General features: G+C 68.4%; 12 protein-coding genes and 1 tRNA gene. 6 read left to right on the forward strand and 7 right to left on the reverse strand.

The features are described 5' to 3' along the window. Nucleotides 1-72: 72 nt before the first annotated feature. The 4 genes from OVA30_RS06015 to OVA30_RS06030 form a co-directional block, all read right to left on the reverse strand. Nucleotides 73-318, reverse strand: a complete 246-nt coding sequence (locus OVA30_RS06015; protein WP_268174914.1) for a hypothetical protein — start codon at nt 316-318, stop codon at nt 73-75. A 76-nt stretch (nt 319-394) separates the two neighbouring features. Continuing rightward, nucleotides 395-1699, reverse strand: coding sequence for a UDP-glucose dehydrogenase family protein (locus tag OVA30_RS06020; RefSeq protein ID WP_268174915.1), 1305 nt, complete (start codon nt 1697-1699; stop codon nt 395-397). Between the two features lie 99 nt (nt 1700-1798). Further along, entirely contained in the window at nt 1799-3952 is a 2154-nt protein-coding gene (locus tag OVA30_RS06025) for a glycosyltransferase family 2 protein (RefSeq protein ID WP_268174916.1), read from the reverse strand. A gap of 6 nt (nt 3953-3958) precedes the next feature. Continuing rightward, nucleotides 3959-5005: a hypothetical protein gene (locus OVA30_RS06030; protein WP_012253494.1), complete on the reverse strand. Its 1047-nt coding sequence runs from the start codon at nt 5003-5005 to the stop codon at nt 3959-3961. Nucleotides 5006-5313: 308 nt separating this feature from the next. On the opposite strand from OVA30_RS06030, the gene OVA30_RS06035 reads away from it, so the two are divergent. Next, nucleotides 5314-5388 (forward strand) — tRNA-Val (locus OVA30_RS06035). Nucleotides 5389-5574: 186 nt separating this feature from the next. Here the strand turns inward: OVA30_RS06035 and oxlT are convergent. After that, nucleotides 5575-6873: an oxalate/formate MFS antiporter gene (gene oxlT, locus OVA30_RS06040; protein ID WP_003606322.1), complete on the reverse strand. Its 1299-nt coding sequence runs from the start codon at nt 6871-6873 to the stop codon at nt 5575-5577. A 620-nt stretch (nt 6874-7493) separates the two neighbouring features. On the opposite strand from oxlT, the gene OVA30_RS06045 reads away from it, so the two are divergent. The 4 genes from OVA30_RS06045 (at nt 7494) to OVA30_RS06060 (ending at nt 12714) form a co-directional block, all read left to right on the forward strand. Continuing rightward, entirely contained in the window at nt 7494-8876 is a 1383-nt protein-coding gene (locus OVA30_RS06045) for an ethanolamine ammonia-lyase subunit EutB (RefSeq protein WP_268174920.1), read from the forward strand. Continuing rightward, complete coding sequence (gene eutC, locus OVA30_RS06050) at nt 8873-9667, forward strand: ethanolamine ammonia-lyase subunit EutC (protein WP_268174921.1); 795 nt, start codon at nt 8873-8875, stop codon at nt 9665-9667. Before OVA30_RS06045 ends, eutC begins: the two co-directional genes overlap by 4 nt. A gap of 442 nt (nt 9668-10109) precedes the next feature. Next, nucleotides 10110-11840: a dihydroxy-acid dehydratase gene (gene ilvD / locus OVA30_RS06055; RefSeq protein WP_015822538.1), complete on the forward strand. Its 1731-nt coding sequence runs from the start codon at nt 10110-10112 to the stop codon at nt 11838-11840. Further along, on the forward strand, nt 11827-12714 hold the full coding sequence (locus tag OVA30_RS06060) for a tetratricopeptide repeat protein (RefSeq protein WP_041357722.1): 888 nt from the start codon (nt 11827-11829) through the stop codon (nt 12712-12714). Before ilvD ends, OVA30_RS06060 begins: the two co-directional genes overlap by 14 nt. Nucleotides 12715-12745: 31 nt before the next feature. Here OVA30_RS06060 and xth read toward each other — a convergent pair whose 3' ends face one another. After that, entirely contained in the window at nt 12746-13540 is a 795-nt protein-coding gene (gene xth / locus OVA30_RS06065) for an exodeoxyribonuclease III (RefSeq protein WP_056119503.1), read from the reverse strand. Between the two features lie 159 nt (nt 13541-13699). Here xth and OVA30_RS06070 point away from each other — a divergent pair, with 159 nt between their 5' ends. Further along, entirely contained in the window at nt 13700-14359 is a 660-nt protein-coding gene (locus OVA30_RS06070; protein ID WP_268174922.1) for a ceramidase domain-containing protein, read from the forward strand. 92 nt (nt 14360-14451) lie between these two features. On the opposite strand, the gene OVA30_RS06075 is transcribed toward OVA30_RS06070, so the two are convergent. Continuing rightward, complete coding sequence (locus tag OVA30_RS06075; protein WP_268174923.1) at nt 14452-16383, reverse strand: propionyl-CoA synthetase; 1932 nt, start codon at nt 16381-16383, stop codon at nt 14452-14454. Nucleotides 16384-16556 lie beyond the last annotated feature (173 nt).

The raw sequence follows: 16556 nt of genomic DNA on the forward strand, positions 1-16556 counted from the left end.
CCGGGGGTTTGAAGAGTCATCCTTTAATCTGACCGTCAGGACCGTCCAACCCGCTTGGCTGCAACCTCTCCCTTAATCCTGAGAGATTGGGAGATTGTGTGGCACGTATTCATCAGTGAATCGTTGATGGTGAAAAACCTGCGAGGCATCGAAGGTAACAAACATTAGTTGCGGCTGTTGGGGTAGTTTGCAAAAATGCCATTGTTCCGCCACAGGCGTGGCAAAGTTACTGCGAATATTGAGTTGCTTTTCGATGATCTTTCTCGTCTTTCCTGTGAAATCGATTTCGCCGGGGCCGCCGGATTGCTGCGCTTGCAAGTTGTAACTCCCGGCCTCATCAGATGAAGCGAGATCGAAAATGCCCTCGGGTCGATGGGCCGGCTGAATGTCGCAGTCACGCGACGCCGATACCGGAATAGGCGAAGCCGTGCCGTTCGGTCTCGGCAGGCGCGTAGATGTTGCGCAGATCGACGAGGACGGGCGCGCGCATCAGACCTTTGAGCCGGGCGAGATCGAGCGCCCGGAACGCGTTCCACTCCGTCACGATCACCAGCGCATCGGCCCCTTCCGCGCAGGCATAGGCGTCCTCGGCGTAAGCGACCCCCTGCAGCAGCGGCCGCGCCTGCTCCATCCCCTCGGGATCATAGGCCACGATCTGTGCACCCGCATCCTGCAGGCCGGCGATGATCGACAGCGAGGGCGCGTCGCGCATGTCGTCGGTGTTCGGCTTGAACGTCAGGCCTAAGAGTGCCACCCGCTTGCCCCGCACCGACCCGCCGCAGGCCGCGATCACCTTGCGCGCCATCGCGCGCTTCCTCTGGTCGTTGACCGCCACTACCGTCTCGACGATCCGAACCGGCGTGCCGTAATCCTGCGCCGTCTTCACCAGCGCCAGCGTGTCCTTCGGGAAGCATGAGCCGCCATAGCCCGGCCCCGCATGCAGGAACTTGCCGCCGATGCGGTTGTCGAGCCCGATGCCGCGGGCAACCTCCTGCACGTTGGCCCCGACCTGCTCGCACAGATCGGCGATCTCGTTGATGAAGGTGATCTTGGTGGCCAGGAACGCGTTGGCGGCATACTTGGTCAGCTCGGCCGTGCGCCGCCCGGTGAGCAGGATCGGCGCTTGGTTGAGGTAGAGCGGGCGGTAGACCTCCTGCATCACGGCGACCGCGCGGGGATCCTCGGCGCCGATGACGATGCGGTCGGGCCGTTTGAAGTCGTCGATGGCCGCGCCCTCGCGCAGGAATTCGGGGTTGGAAGCGATGCCGACATCGATGTCGGGGCGGGCCTCGCGCAGGATGCGCTCGACCTCGTCGCCGGTGCCGACGGGGACGGTCGATTTGGTGACGACCACGGTGTAGCCGGTCAGCGCCTCGGCGATCTCGCGAGCCGCAGCGTAGACGTAGGAGAGGTCGGCAAAGCCGTCGCCGCGGCGAGACGGGGTGCCGACGGCGATGAACACGGCTTGCGCCTGCGCCACGGCGGGCTTGAGGTCGGTGGAGAAGGTGAGGCGTTTGGCGCGCACGTTCTCGGCGACGAGGGCGTCGAGGCCGGGCTCGTAAATCGGCATGCGGCCCTCGTTGAGGGCGGCGATCTTGCCGGGATCCTTGTCGATGCAAACGACCTCGTGGCCGAAATCGGCAAGGCAGGCGCCCGACACGAGGCCCACATAGCCCGAGCCAATCATCGCGATGCGCATCGATGTCTCCGCCGGGGCGGCCGGAACGCATCCGGCGTGTTGCGGTGCGGTGTTTAGCCCGGTTCGAAGCCGGCGCAAACCATGGTCCGCGCCGCCGGTCTACAGCCGGTAATGCGCCGCCGCGCGCGAAAGGTTCGGATTGTAATAGGGGTCGGCCCGCAGCACCGGCTCCCAGCGCTCGCGCATCACCCGCGATTCGGCCTCGAAGCGGGCGCGCTTCTCCGGCGTGTCCTCGGCGCCCCGGCTCTTGGATTCGTGGTGGAGGAGGCGGGCCTGCGGCGTCCAGACGATGCGGTAGCCCGCCGCACGAATCCGCAGGCACAGATCCACATCGTTGAAGGCCACGGCGAGATGCGCGGCATCGAAGCCGCCGACTTCGGAAAAGACCTCTGCGCGCATGGCGAGGCAGGCGCCGGTCACTGCCGAGACCTCCTGCGACAGCAGCATGCGCGCGAAGTAGCCGGGTTCGGTGCCCGGCAGGCCGAGATGGCTGTGACCGGCAATCCCGCCGATCCCGAGCACGATCCCCCCGTGTTGGATCGTGCCGTCGGGATAGAGGAGCTTCGCGCCGACCGCGCCGATCTCGGGGTCGCTCGCGATCGAGACGAGTTCGGTGAGCCAGCCCGGCTCCAGCACCTCGATGTCGTTGTTGAGGAACAGCAGGATCGTGCCCCGCGCCGCGGCGGCTCCCCGGTTCGACAGATCCGAGAAGTTGAACGGACCCGGTGCGGGCAGCACGCGCAGGCGCGGCTCGGAACCGTAGCGCGCGAACAGATCCCGCATCGCCGGCTCGGTGCTGCCGTTATCGACAACGACGACCTCCAGGGCCGGATAGTCGGTGCGCGCGAACAACCCGTCGAGGACGACGCCGAGCAGTTCCGCCCGGTCGCGGGTGGGGATGACGACCGAGACGAGGGGCGGCGGCTCCGGCAGGGGGCGGACCAGCCGGTTGAACCCTTGCGCTCCCCGCTCGGCCCGGGCTCCCCGGCGCGCGGCCACTTCGGCGAGCGCCTGCAGGCGCGCCGCCTCGGCCCGCGCCAGAGCCCGATCCGAGAAGGTGCCGGAGCCGGCCGCCGCCCGCCAGTGATAGAGCACCTTCGGGATGTGGCGCACCCGCTCCGCTGCCAGTCCTTCGGTGAGGCGCAGCAACAGATCGTGATCCTGGCTGCCCTCGAAACCAGGCCGCAGGCCGCCGAGCCGGCGCAGCGTGTCGGTGCGGACCACGCAGAGATGGTTCACGTAGTTCTGGGCCCACAGCAATTCGCGGTCGTAGCCGGACTTGAAATGCGGCTCGAAGCGGCGGCCGCGGCGGTCGACCTTGTCCTCGTCGCTGTAGATCAGCTCCAGATCCGGACCGGTCCGGATGGCTCCGGCGACCTCGAACAGGGCGTTTTCCGAGAGCAGGTCGTCGTGGTCGAGGAAGGCGGTGTAGGCGCCGCTCGCCAGCGTCAGGGCGTCGTTGGTCGCGCGGGCGATGTGGCCGTTCTCCGACCGGCGCACGGAGCGGATGCGCGACTCCTCCGCCGCGTGGCGGGCGATCAGCCGCGGAATGCGCGGGTCGGTCGAGGCGTCGTCGGCGATGCAGAGTTCCCAGGCCGGATAGAGCTGGTTCCGCACCGAGCGGATCGCCGCCTCCAGCACGCGCGGATCGGGATCGTGCACCGGCATCAGGACGGAGACCAGTGGGGAAGCTTCCCACCCCGCAATCTCGGCGCGGATTCGCGCCCGCTCCGCCGCCGTGAGGCGGTCGAACCGGGCAATCCAGGCCGCGTAGCCGGTCTCGGCGCGGTGGGAGAGAGCCCGCGCGATCAGCCCGCGGGCGCGGACCTTCAGGCCGAGGATGCGCCAGTAGACCGCCTGCGCCGTGAGGCCGGGCTGGCGGGCGCCCGCCCGTGCCACGATCCCGAGGCGACCGCGGCGGCGGATGGAAAGGTCTTGCAGCACGAACGGATTGGTTCGCGACAGGGTGCTCAGGCGCAAAGCCGCGACGCCCGACGGCAATCGGCCGGTCCAGGCGAAGGCGTCGCCGCCGAGCGGCTCCTCGACCAGCGCCACGCTCTCGCCCTCGCCCGAGACCGCGCTGACGAGGGCGCGGGCGATGCCGCCGCTACCGGCATCGCGCCATGTCATGCTCACCCAGGCGCCGCCGAGATCGGCGCCGGAGAGGTCGATGCGCAACTCGGCCCCGTCCGCGCCCGTCACCGGCAGCGCCCGGCCCGCGAGCGACGCGATGGACCCGGTCCGTTCCGCCATCGCCGCTCAGGTCTCCCAGCTCTTAGAGACGGAGGCCCGCACGGCGTCGCTGAGCACGGTGTCGTAGACCACCATGTCGCGGGCAAAGCGCATGCCGCGCAGCAGCTCGGCGAGCGCCAGCGTCTCGTTGGGGATCGGCAGGGGCAGCGGCATCGGCGCCTCGATCCCGATATGGTGGAATGCAGAGGCCATGAAGGCTTCGAAGTAGTCGCGGTGGCCGACGACGTCGATGCGCGACAGCACCTCGACCGCGATGATGGAACTGCCCGGCATCAGCCGGTCCTCGGGTACGTGGGTGCTGAGCTGGCGGGTCAGGGGGTTGTAGAGCAGGTGATAGGCCGGCTCCGGCATCATCCGGAACAGCCGCTTCAGGCTCTTCACGTCGGTGAAGTCGTAATCGAGAGTGAAGGCCGCCGCCTCGACGAGGTTGCCGAGGCGCCAGTGCTGCTCCGCGTTGGCGGCAAGGCTCGCCCGCTCGCGCAGCCAATAGAGGCGGCTCGCCAGTTCCACGAACGGGTCGTGGATCATCAGCATGGTCAGCGCGCCGCTCTGGACGAAGTGCCCCTCGTAGCGCGGGAAGATGATCGAGCCGGCCATCAGGCAGGAATCGAGGGTGACGGTGTCGAACATCGCCCGCAGGATCTCGTCCGGGAAGCGGCCGATGCCGAAATACGATTGCCGGAAATACGGATACAACGCGGTCTGGATCACCGTTTCCGGGCGGATATGTCCGTTGAGCAGGATCACCTTCTTGTCGGTGAGGCCCGTGCGCGGCAGCCGCCGGTAGATCAGCACATTGGTGTCGACGTCGTAGATCTCGAGCCGCTCGATGCCGGGAAGGCCCGGCACGTCGGTCTCGCGGATTTCGAAATGGCATTGCCCGGTCGCGTGCCAGCCGAACCGGACGAAGTTCGGGTCGGCGTGGATTGCCGAGACCTCCGCCACCCGGCGCCCCTCGATGCAGACGGAGACCCGGCTGATCGCCTGCGGGTTGTCCGGCACCACCCATCCCCGGATCACGTCGCCCTCGTCGGACGAAAGGAGAAACCGCATCCTTAGCTCGCCGTCCTCGGCCCCGTGCTGATCGGTACGCTCGTTTGTCCGCCTCTCCCTCGCGATGCATCCGCCGTCGGAGTGCAGCCGTGAGGGTCGTGGAGGGGAGATCGGCGGTCGGTCGTCCCGCGGTGCCCTCTTAGCCGATTTTTGCCGCTCGCGTGCAACGGGCTGCGGCAGCCACGGGACGGCATGGGGTGTTTCGACGGAGGGGATCAGATTCCGCCAAAGTCCCGCTTGCGGAGCCGCCCGGCACCGGCTATAGCCGCGGCCTCGCAGGACACCGGGGCGACCCGGACGGCTTGCAGGGGCGCGTAGCTCAGCGGGAGAGCACTACCTTGACATGGTAGGGGTCACAGGTTCGATCCCTGTCGCGCCCACCATCCCACCCCGATGGGATGATCGAGTAGACCAAGGCTCCGGAGACGGGGCCTTTTTCTTTGGCCGATCGACGTCCCCTAGATCGCGGGCCGGCGCGCTGAGAAAACCCGTTTCAAAAGAAAAGCCCCGCCGTTTCCGGCGGGGCTTTCTTGTCCGGCTTCCGATCCTGCGGGATCGGAGAGGCCCGATCAGGCGTGGGCGAGTGCTGCGTTCGGCACCGCCGCGTTGTTGGCGGCGTGGTGCTGCTTCAGCATCGGCCGCAGCACGGCGATGGCGAGTGCGGCCGCGATCAGGTCCATCGTCGCCACCGTGTAGAGCACCGTCGACCACGTGCCCGTCGCCTGCATGATCAGGTTCCCGACCGGCACGAACAGCGCGGCAAAGCCCTTGGCGCAGTAGAGGACGCCGTAGATCTTGCCGATATGCTTCGAACCGAAGGTGTCGGCGGCCGTGGCGCTGAACAGCGAGTACACTTCGCCCCAGGCCAGGAACACGATGCCCGACAGGATCACGAACGCCCAGGGGTTCGAGCCGAAGTAGCCGAGCGCGACGATGCCGATGCCTTCCATCGCGAAGGCGATGAACATCGTCTTCTCACGGCCGATCCGGTCCGAGATGAAGCCGAAGAGCGGACGCGAGATGCCGTTCATGACGCGGTCCAGCATCAGGGCGAAGGGCAGCGCGGCCATGGCGAAGAAGTACAGGTTCACCTGGAAGTTCTTCACGCCGAGGTCGGTCGCGATGACACCGAGCTGCGCCACCGCCATCAGGCCGCCGGTGACCGTGCAGGTGAACATCAGCAGCATGACGTAGAAGACCGGCGTCCGCAGCGCCTCACCGAGGGTGTAGTCGCGACGGGTCTGCAGCACCTTGGTCGAGAACTTGACCTCGTCCTTGGCCGGCGAACGCATGAAGATCGAGGCCAGGATGATGACGGTGCCCTGGATCAGGCCGAAGGTGAAGAACGCCTGGGCGTAGCTGCCGGCATCGATCATCTTGGCGATCGGGATGATCGTCAGGGCCGAGCCCGCGCCGTAGCCGCCCGCGGTGAGACCGACGGCGAGGCCGCGCTTGTCCGGGAACCACTTCAGGGCGTTGTTGATGCAGGTGGCGTAGACGCAGCCGACGCCGATGCCGCCGAGGACCGAGCCGATGTAGAAGCCGGTCAGCGAGGTGGCGTAGGAGTTCATCACCCAGGCCGCGCCGGTCATCAGGCCGCCGAACATCACGACCCGGCTCGGACCGTACTTGTCGATGAAGTAACCCTCGATCGGTGTCAGCCAGGTCTGGACGACGACGAAGATCGTGAAGGCCACCTGGATCGCGGCGCGATCCCAGCCGAACGTCTTCTGAATTTCGGGGACGAACAGGGTCCAGGCGTACTGAATGTTGGCCGCGGCCACCATGCAGATGACGCCGAAGATGATTTGTAGCCAGCGGTTTGAAGACGGTACCGGCCGTTCCGGGGCAATGGACGACAATGCCATGAGCGTGCTCCCTCGTTCCTGCACAGACGTGAAGGCCTGTTGCGTAGGTTTGGCGTTTTGGGCTTGAGAAGTGGTCAGTGCAGGTTGTTGCGTTTCCTTGTCTGCCCAGGGGATCCGAGCGGCGATCTCGCCCCAGGCATTGGTATGCATTATTTGGTATACCAGCCATGCAGGCAAGCGAAATAATGCGCAATCTGACACGAAAGTGACGGATCGGAAGGATGAAAATCCGGAACTCAACCGGAAACGCGTTGGTCCTCCTACAGAAAACGCGGGTCGCTGAGCGTATGACAGCGGGGCTTTTGCGAATTTTCCGGTGACTCGCCGCCGGCCACCGCGCGGCCCCCGGCATGTCGGCCGAATCACGGCGGCGGAGAGGTTTCCGCTCGTCTTCTGGAAAGCTTCGCGCGAGGCCCAATCGCCCTGAAGTTTACGCTGGCGCATGGGCGAATAGCCAGATCGCGCGCGAGAGGCGCATCCGACGTCGAGCAACCTCGGGCGGGCGTCGTTCTTGCTAGAGGGCGCGGGCGGGGTGGGCTGAACGCCCATGTCCGCGCGAATTCACCTCGACAGGTCTCGCGATCCTTGCATCCTGTCCGGCGAGGCCAAGGAGCCAGTCGATGCCCTACCGCCACACCGTTGGCCCCCGCACCCACGTCTTCGCCGATCTGGCGACGCTGATGGCGAAGGCGACACCGGTGCGCTCCGGCGATTGTCTCGCGGGCATTGCCGCGGAATCGGCCGAGGAGAACATGGCCGCGCGCTGGTGCCTCGCCGAGGTGCCGCTCAGGGAGATCCTGGCCCGTCCGCTGATCCCCTATGACGACGACGACGTTACCCGCCTGATCCTCGACGACCACGACGAGGCGGCGTTCGCCGAGATCGCCGCGCTGACGGTCGGGGATTTTCGCGAGTTTCTGCTGACCGCGTCCTCTGAGACGCTCGCGCGGATCGCGCCGGGCGTGACGCCGGAGATCGCCGCCGCGGTGTCCAAGATCATGCGCAACCAGGATCTGATCCTGGTCGCGAAGAAGTGCCGGGTGGTCACCCGCTTCCGCAACACGATCGGCCTGCCCGGCACGCTCGCGGTGCGGCTCCAGCCCAATCACCCGACCGACGACCCGGCCGGCGTCACCGCCTCGATCCTCGATGGGCTCTCCTATGGCTGCGGCGATGCGGTGATCGGCATCAACCCGGTCTCCGATTCGATCCAGACGATGGGCACCCTGCTGCGTCTGTTCGACGGCATCATCGGCCGTCTGGAGATTCCGACCCAGGCCTGCGTGCTTACCCACGTCACGACGACGCTCGATGCGATGAATCGGGGCCTGCCGGTCGATCTGGTGTTCCAGTCGATCGCCGGGACGCAGCGGGCCAATGCGAGCTTCGGCGTCACCCTGCCGATCCTGCAGGAGGCGCACGAGGCGGCGCTCGCGCTCAAGCGCGGCACGCTCGGCGACAATGTGATGTATTTTGAGACCGGCCAGGGTTCGGCCCTCTCGGCGGATGCGCATCACGGCATCGACCAGCAGACCCTGGAGGCGCGCGCCTACGCGGTGGCTCGCCGCTACCGGCCGCTTCTGGTCAACACCGTCGTCGGCTTCATCGGGCCGGAATACCTCTACAACGGCAAGGAGATCATCCGGGCCGGGCTGGAGGACCATTTCTGCGGCAAGCTGATGGGTGTGCCGCTGGGCGTCGACGTCTGCTACACCAACCACGCCGAGGCCGATCAGGACGACATGGACACGCTCCTGACCCTGCTCGGGGCAGCGGGCTGCACCTACGTGATGGGCATTCCCGGCGCCGACGACGTGATGCTGAACTACCAGTCCACCTCGTTCCACGATCAGCTCTACATCCGCGAGGTGCTGGGCCTGAGGCGCGCGCCGGAATTCGAGGAGTGGCTCGCCCGTATCGGCCTCACCGACGCGGACGGCGCACTCCTGCTCGGCGGGGCCGAGGCCCGCCTGCTCACCGCCGCGCCGGAGCTGGCCGCATGAGCACGCAGACCGACACTCTTTGGCAGCGGCTGGCCCGCCTCACCCCCGCCCGGATTGGTCTCGGCCGCGCCGGCGCCGGCCTGCCGACCCGCGAGGTGCTGAAATTCGGCCTCGCCCATGCCCAGGCGCGCGATGCCGTGCATACGCCGATGGACGCCGCCGCGATCGCGGGCGCCATCGAGGCGCTGGGCCTGCCGACCGTGACCGTGACCTCCGGTGCGGAGGATCGCGCGACCTATCTGCGCCGCCCCGATTACGGGCGCCGCCTCTCGCCGGAGAGCCTCAAGGCTCTTTCCGATTCCGCCGCCGATTCCGCGGCCGAGCCCGTCGATCTCGCGATCGTGGTGGCGGATGGTCTCTCGGCGCGCGCGGTCCACGAGGGCGCCGCCGCGCTGCTCGCTGCCTTCAAGCCGCACGCGGAGGCGGCCGGCTGGCGCCTGGCTCCGGTGACCATCGCCACGCAGGCCCGGGTCGCGCTGGGGGATGCAGCCGGCGCAGCGCTGCGGGCCCGCGCGGTGGTCGTGGTGATCGGCGAGCGTCCCGGCCTGTCCTCGCCCGACAGTCTCGGCCTCTACGTCACCTTCGATCCGAAGCCCGGACGCTCGGATGCGGAACGAAACTGCATCTCGAACGTCCGGCCCGCCGGCCTGAGCTTCGAGCTGGCCGCCTTCAAGCTGAATTGGCTCCTGACCCAGGCCTTCTCCCGCGGGCTGACGGGCGTGAACCTCAAGGACGAGAGCGATCGGTTGCTTGAGGCCGCCGCGCCTGATCCTGCCATCGGCGGATTCTGAGTGAATTCGCCGGAGCTTGGGGGGGGCGCGAACGGGTCGCCGGCTTTCCAAAAAAAGACGCGTGTCGGCACTGTCGAGGTTGCTCGCGAAGCCTGAATTGCACGCGCCGAGGCCGCGGGAATTTAAGATGAAAACAGCCCTCGTGCGGGACCGCGCGAGGGTGTGTGCGCGTTGATTTTGCGAAGTCTTCCCAAGGCCGACGCAAGCTCGGCTGTTGCGGCCCTGACACACCGCGAAAGCAACCTGACTTTGCCTTGAGCTGTGCCTTTGAGCGCCGCAATCCCACCATAAACCGGGACGACTTCCGGGGTCGCGGTAAACGCTGTCGCTCCAACGCCTTACCGCAGAGTTTCGAGGACGTCGAAGGACGTTTTTCCGCACTGGACCGTAACGGGCCGCGCGGATCTCGGGGGCGTAACGGGACCGGGGCACGAGATCAGCGATGGACGCGCGTCAGACCGACAAGTCGAAGCTGCCGAGCCGGCACGTGACGGAGGGGCCCGAGCGGGCGCCCCACCGCTCGTACCTCTACGCCATGGGCCTGACGACCGAGCAGATCCACCAGCCGCTGGTCGGCGTCGCCTCGTGCTGGAACGAGGCCGCGCCCTGCAACATCTCGCTGATGCGCCAGGCCCAGGCCGTGAAGAAGGGCGTCGCCGCCGCCAAGGGCACCCCGCGCGAGTTCTGCACCATCACCGTCACCGACGGCATCGCCATGGGCCATGGCGGCATGCGCGCCTCGCTGCCTTCCCGCGAGGTCATCGCCGATTCGGTCGAGCTGACGATCCGCGGCCATTCCTACGACGCCCTCGTGGGGCTGGCCGGCTGCGACAAGTCCCTGCCCGGCATGATGATGGCCATGGTGCGCCTCAACGTGCCGTCGATCTTCATCTATGGCGGCTCGATCCTGCCCGGCTCGTTCCGGGGCCGGCCGGTCACGGTGCAGGATCTGTTCGAGGCGGTCGGCAAGGTCGCCGTCGGCGACATGAGCCTCGACGACCTCGACGAACTGGAGCGGGTCGCCTGCCCCTCGGCCGGCGCCTGCGGCGCGCAGTTCACCGCCAACACCATGGCCACCGTCTCCGAGGCGATCGGCCTCGCGCTGCCCTACTCGGCCGGCGCGCCCGCGCCTTACGAGATCCGCGACCAATTCTGCGCCGCCGCCGGCGAGAAGGTGATGGAGCTGATCGCCAAGAACATCCGCCCGCGCGACATCGTCACCCGCAAGGCGCTGGAGAACGCCGCCGCGACGGTCGCGGCCTCGGGCGGCTCGACCAACGCGGCGCTGCATCTGCCGGCGATCGCGCATGAATGCGGCATCGAGTTCACCCTGTTCGACGTCGCCGAGATCTTCCGCAAGACCCCCTACATCGCTGACCTGAAGCCCGGCGGGCGCTACGTGGCCAAGGACATGTTCGAGGTCGGCGGCATCCCGCTGCTGATGAAGACGCTGCTCGACCACGGCTACCTGCACGGCGACTGCCTCACCGTCACCGGCCGCACCATCGCCGAGAACCTCGCCAAGGTCGCCTGGAACCCGGATCAGGACGTCGTGCGCCCGGCCGACAAGCCCATCACCGTCACCGGCGGCGTGGTGGGCCTTCGCGGAAACCTCGCCCCCGAGGGCGCGATCGTGAAGGTCGCCGGCATGCCGCCCGAGGCCCAGGTCTTCACCGGCCCGGCCCGCGTCTTCGACGGCGAGGAAGCCTGTTTCGAGGCGGTGCAGAACCGCACCTACAAGCCCGGCGACGTTCTGGTCATCCGTTACGAGGGCCCGAAGGGAGGCCCCGGCATGCGCGAGATGCTCTCGACCACCGCCGCCCTCTACGGCCAGGGCATGGGCGACAAGGTGGCCCTCATCACCGACGGGCGCTTCTCCGGCGCGACCCGCGGCTTCTGCGTCGGCCATGTCGGCCCCGAGGCTGCCATCGGCGGGCCGATCGGCCTGCTGCGCGACGGCGACATCATCACCCTCGACGCGATCAAGGGCACGCTCGACGTGGCGCTCTCCGACGAGGAACTGGCCCAGCGTCGCAGCGAATGGGCGCCGCGGGGCAATGCCGCGACCTCCGGCTACCTCTGGAAATATGCGCAGTCCGTCGGGCCTGCGGTGAACGGGGCCGTGACGCATCCGGGCGGCGCGGGGGAGACGAACGTCTATGCCGACATCTAGGACTGCCCCTTTCCGGCCCATGTGGCCGGCCGGGGCCGATCCGAGTCGGCTCCGGGCGGGGCTTCTCGCCGGCTTCCTCGGCTTTGCGCTGATGCTCACGGCCGTCGATCCCGGTACGGCGCTCGACGCGACCGCACGCACGCCGGTCCCCGAGAAGGGATACCGTTCGGGCCGCGACGCCCTGCGCTCGGGCGTGCGCGACTACAACGCGGGCGACAAGCAGGGCGCCGTGCGGGCGCTGGAATACGCCGCCGACCAGGGCCAGACCCTGGCGCTTTGGAAGCTCGGCCGCATGTACGCGGACGGCGACGGCGTGCCCCACGACGATCTGAAGGCGTTCGAGTACTTTTCGCGCATCGCCGACGACAACACCGACGATTCGCCCGACACCCCGAATTCCGGCGTGGTGGCGAGCGCCTTCAACGCGCTCGGCACCTACTTCCTGGAGGGGATCAAGGGCACCTATGTGCGCCCGAGCCCCGAGCGCGCCTACGACATGTTCAACTACGCGGCGTCGTATTTCGGCGACCCGAACGCGCAGTACAATCTCGCCCGGCTCTATCTCGACGGCACCGGCGTCGAGCAGGATCCGCGCAAGGCTGCGCGCTGGTTCAACCTCGCCGCCGAGAAGGGCCACCGCCCGGCCCAGGCGCTGCTCGGCGACATGCTCGTCAACGGCACCGGCGTGCAGCGCCAGCCCGTGAAGGGGCTGACCTGGCTCGCCATCGCCCGCGGCGGGGCACAGGGCGCGGCGGACACCTGGATCGTCAATCTCTACGACAAAGCCTGGGCCTCGGCCAACGAGGCCGACCGGGCGGATGCGATGGCCCAGGCGCAATCGCTGTCGACGGGTTCGACCCGCCGGCGGCGCTAACCCTCCTCTCCTGCGGGAGGGCTCAGAGCGTTTACCCGTCGCTCAGCTCCACCGTCACCGGCACGTGATCCGAGGGCTTCTCCAGCCCGCGCAGGTGGCGCTGCACCGAGGCCGAGACGAGGCGGTCGGCGGCCTGGGGTGAGAGCAGCAGGTGGTCGATGCGGATGCCTTGGTTCCGCGGCCAGCATCCGGCCTGATAGTCCCAGAAGGTGTAGAGGCCGGCGCTCGGCTCGCAGGCCCGCAGGCCATCCGTAAAACCTTCCGCCAGCAGCGCGCGGAAGGCGCGGCGGGTCTCGGGCAGGAACAGGGCGTCCTGCGTCCAGACGGTGGGGTCGGCGGCGTCCTCGGGCTCGGGGATGACGTTGAAATCGCCCGCCAGCACCAGCGCCTCCTCGGTCACCATCATGGCGCGGGCATGCGCCCGCAGGCGGGCCATGAAGGCGAGCTTGTAGCTGTATTTCGGCCCCGGAGCCGGGTTGCCGTTCGGCAGGTAGATCGAGGCGACCCGCACCGGCGCCACACCCTCGCCATGCACCAGCGCCTCGATATACCGCGCTTGCTCGTCCTCGGCGTCGCCGGGCAGGCCGCGCAGCAGCTGGGTGTACTGGAGGGGCGCGCGCACCAGCAGGGCGACGCCGTTATAGGCCTTCTGCCCCAGCGTCTCGACCGCGTAGCCCGCCGCCTCGATCTCCTCGCGGGGGAAGGAGGCGTCCTGGCATTTCAGCTCCTGCAGGCAGACCACGTCGGGCTTGGCCTCGTCGAGGAAGCCCAGCAGGTGGCCGACCCGCTGCTTGATCGAATTGACGTTCCAGGTGGTGATCCGCATGGGGCGTGGGGAGGCTCGGCCGGAGGGGCTCTCGTCATCGGGCCTTCGCGCGGCCCTGGCAAGGCGGGGACCGCCTGTCGGGTGCGAAGAGCGCCTCGCGGAGCGGAAGCCTGAGGCCGCGGATGCGGCCGCGGGCGTTTAAGGCTGAGGAGCGCCCCCATGGACGCGTCGTGGTTCGAGCCGGTGCGGGCCTATTGCGAGCGCGGCGACGCCGGCTTCTGGGCCGAGCCGATCAATGCCCTGACGAACGTGGCCTTCCTGGTCGCGGCCGGGCTCGCGGCGCGCCGCGCCCGCGGCGACGGGCCGGTCCTGGTGCTGGCCGGCGTGACCTTCGTGGTCGGGATCGGCTCGTTCCTGTTCCACACCCTGGCGAACCGTTGGTCGATGCTGGCCGACGTGATTCCGATCGCCGTCTTCATCTACGGCTACTTCGCTCTCGCCATGGCCCGCTTCTTCGGCCTCCGCCCAGCGGCGGCGACCGCCCTCACGCTGGCCTTCGCCGCCCTCAGCTTCGGCCTGACGCCTGCCCTCGATGCGCTGAGCGGACGCTCGGTCTCAGGCCTCACCAACGGCTCGGTCGATTATGCCCCGGCGATCCTGGCACTCCTCGGTGTCGGCCTCGCCCTCCTGAAGCGGGCGCCCCGCACCGCCCGTTCGGTGCTCGCGACCGCCGGGATCTTCCTCGTGTCGCTGACCTTCCGCACGGTCGATGTGGCGAGTTGTGCCCGCCTGCCGCTCGGCACGCATTTCCTCTGGCACGTCCTCAATGCGGTGGTGCTCTACCGCTTGCTGATCGCGGCCACCCGGTTCAGGCTCTGAGGCCCGCGTTCCGGGGTCGCACAGGGATCATTCCTTCACCAGGGCTCTGCCCTGGACCCGCGAAAGGACTTGTCCTTTCGAAACCTGAAGTTTCAGGCGCCGATGCCGCGGGCCTTCAGGCTGTCGCCGATCTCCTCCAGGGCAGTCGGATCCTCGATGGTCGGGGGCACGGAAAAGTCCTCGCCGTCGGCGATGCGCTTCATCGTGCCGCGCAGGATCTTGCCTGAGCGCGTCTTCGGCAGGCGTCCCACGGTGAGCGCCAGCTTGAAGGCGGCCACGGGGCCGATCTCCTCGCGCACCCGGGCGACCAGTTCCCGCTCGACCGTCTCGGGGTCCTTGGCGACGCCCGCCTTCAGCACCACGAAGCCGCAGGGTGCCTCTCCTTTCAGCGCGTCGCGGATGCCGATCACCGCGCATTCGGCGACATCCGGGTGCGACGCGAGCACGGCTTCCATGCCGCCGGTGGAGAGGCGGTGACCGGCCACGTTGATGATGTCATCGGTCCGCCCCAGCACCGTGACGTAGCCGTCCGCGTCCACCACGCCCGCATCCGAGGTGTCGTAGAAGCCGGGGAAGGTGGCGAGATAGCTCTGGCGGAAACGCTCGTCGGAGCCCCACAGGGTCGGCAAGCAGCCCGGCGGCAGCGGCAGCTTGAGGGCGATGGTGCCCATCGTGCCGGGGGCGACCGGCTTGCCCGATTCGTCGAGCACATGGAGGTCGTAGCCCGGCATCGGCTTGGCGGTGGAGCCGTACTTCACCGGCAGCCGCTCCAGCCCGAGCGGGTTGCCCGCGATCGCCCAGCCAGTCTCGGTCTGCCACCAATGGTCGATCACTGGCCGCTCCAGCGCCCGCTCGGCCCAGGCCACCGAATCCGGGTCGGCCCGCTCGCCGGCCAGGAACAGGGCGCGGAACCGCGACAGGTCGTGGCCCGCGATCTTTTCCGCCCGCGGGTCTTCCTTCTTGATCGCGCGCAGGGCCGTGGGCGCCGTGAACAGCGTCGCGGCGCCGTGCTCGGCGGCGACCCGCCAGAAGGCGCCGGCATCCGGCGTGCCGACCGGCTTGCCCTCGTAGAGCACCGTGGTGCAGCCGTGCAGCAGCGGCGCGTAGACGATGTAGGAGTGGCCCACCACCCAGCCGATATCGGAAGCGCAGAAATAGACCTCCCCGGGCGCGACGCCGTAGAGGTTCGCCATCGACCACGCCAACGCGACGCAGTAGCCGCCGCTGTCGCGCACCACGCCCTTGGGCCGCCCGGTCGTGCCGGAGGTGTAGAGAATGTAGAGCGGGTCGGTCGCCGCGACCGGCACCGGCTCGGCCCGCCGTCCGGCCCGGCGCGCCCGCGCGACGGTCTCCGCCCAATCCCGGTCGCGCCCCTCGACGAGGCCGGCCTCGCCTTGCGGGCGCTGCAGGATCAGGCAGGCGTCGGGCTTGTGGGTCGAGCGGGCGATCGCCGCATCGAGCAACGGCTTGTAGGCGACGACGCGGGCCGGCTCGATGCCGCAGGAGGCGGCCAGGATCACCTTGGGCGCCGCATCCTCGATGCGGGCGGCGAGTTCGTTGGCGGCAAACCCGCCGAACACTACCGAGTGGATCGCCCCGATTCGGGCGCAGGCCAGCATTCCGAACAGGGCCTCGGGCACCATCGGCATGTAGATCACCACCCGGTCGCCCTTGGTCACGCAGAGATCGGCGAGGATGCCGGCGAGCACCGCCACCTCGTCGCGCAACTCCCCGTAGGTGATGCGGCGCTTGGTGCCGGTGACGGGCGAATCATGGATGATCGCGGCTTGGTCGGCGCGCCCGCCCTCCGCGTGCCGATCGACGGCGTTGCGGCAGACATTGAGTCGGGCGTCCGGAAACCAGCGGCCGTAGACGCCCTGCTCGGCATCGAAGGCGTGGGTGGGGGCGACGTCCCAATCGATCGCCGCTGCCGCCTTCAGCCAGAATCCGTTCCGGTCCGCGAGCGAGGCGGCGTGGACGGCAGCATAGGCGCCCTCGGGGGCGGTGGGCGTGGCGGCGGACATCGGCGTTTCCCTCGCGCGGCCTGTTGATCGGCCTGTTCGAGGGCGATGATAGCGCGGTTTTGGCGGCTGCGCGCCCAACTCCGCTGTCTCGAACTGCGCGGCCTCAAAGCAGAACCGCCGCGCTGGTTGTCCCAGGCGGCGACGGTTTTGTCCGAGGCGGGAGAAGAAGCGGG

It is taken from the genome of Methylorubrum sp. SL192 (assembly GCF_026672325.1).
Lineage (GTDB): Bacteria > Pseudomonadota > Alphaproteobacteria > Rhizobiales > Beijerinckiaceae > Methylobacterium > Methylobacterium extorquens.

Excerpts from the sequence above, each read along its gene's own strand:
- OVA30_RS06075 (WP_268174923.1), bottom strand. The coding sequence starts at position 16,383 with ATGTCCGCCGCCACGCCCACCGCCCCCGAGGGCGCCTATGCTGCCGTC.
- oxlT (WP_003606322.1), bottom strand. The coding sequence starts at position 6,873 with ATGGCATTGTCGTCCATTGCCCCGGAACGGCCGGTACCGTCTTCAAAC.
- eutC (WP_268174921.1), top strand. The coding sequence starts at position 8,873 with ATGAGCACGCAGACCGACACTCTTTGGCAGCGGCTGGCCCGCCTCACC.
- ilvD (WP_015822538.1), top strand. The coding sequence starts at position 10,110 with ATGGACGCGCGTCAGACCGACAAGTCGAAGCTGCCGAGCCGGCACGTG.
- OVA30_RS06060 (WP_041357722.1), top strand. The coding sequence starts at position 11,827 with ATGCCGACATCTAGGACTGCCCCTTTCCGGCCCATGTGGCCGGCCGGG.
- OVA30_RS06045 (WP_268174920.1), top strand. The coding sequence starts at position 7,494 with ATGCCCTACCGCCACACCGTTGGCCCCCGCACCCACGTCTTCGCCGAT.
- xth (WP_056119503.1), bottom strand. The coding sequence starts at position 13,540 with ATGCGGATCACCACCTGGAACGTCAATTCGATCAAGCAGCGGGTCGGC.
- OVA30_RS06020 (WP_268174915.1), bottom strand. The coding sequence starts at position 1,699 with ATGCGCATCGCGATGATTGGCTCGGGCTATGTGGGCCTCGTGTCGGGC.
- OVA30_RS06070 (WP_268174922.1), top strand. The coding sequence starts at position 13,700 with ATGGACGCGTCGTGGTTCGAGCCGGTGCGGGCCTATTGCGAGCGCGGC.
- OVA30_RS06025 (WP_268174916.1), bottom strand. The coding sequence starts at position 3,952 with ATGGCGGAACGGACCGGGTCCATCGCGTCGCTCGCGGGCCGGGCGCTG.
- OVA30_RS06030 (WP_012253494.1), bottom strand. The coding sequence starts at position 5,005 with ATGCGGTTTCTCCTTTCGTCCGACGAGGGCGACGTGATCCGGGGATGG.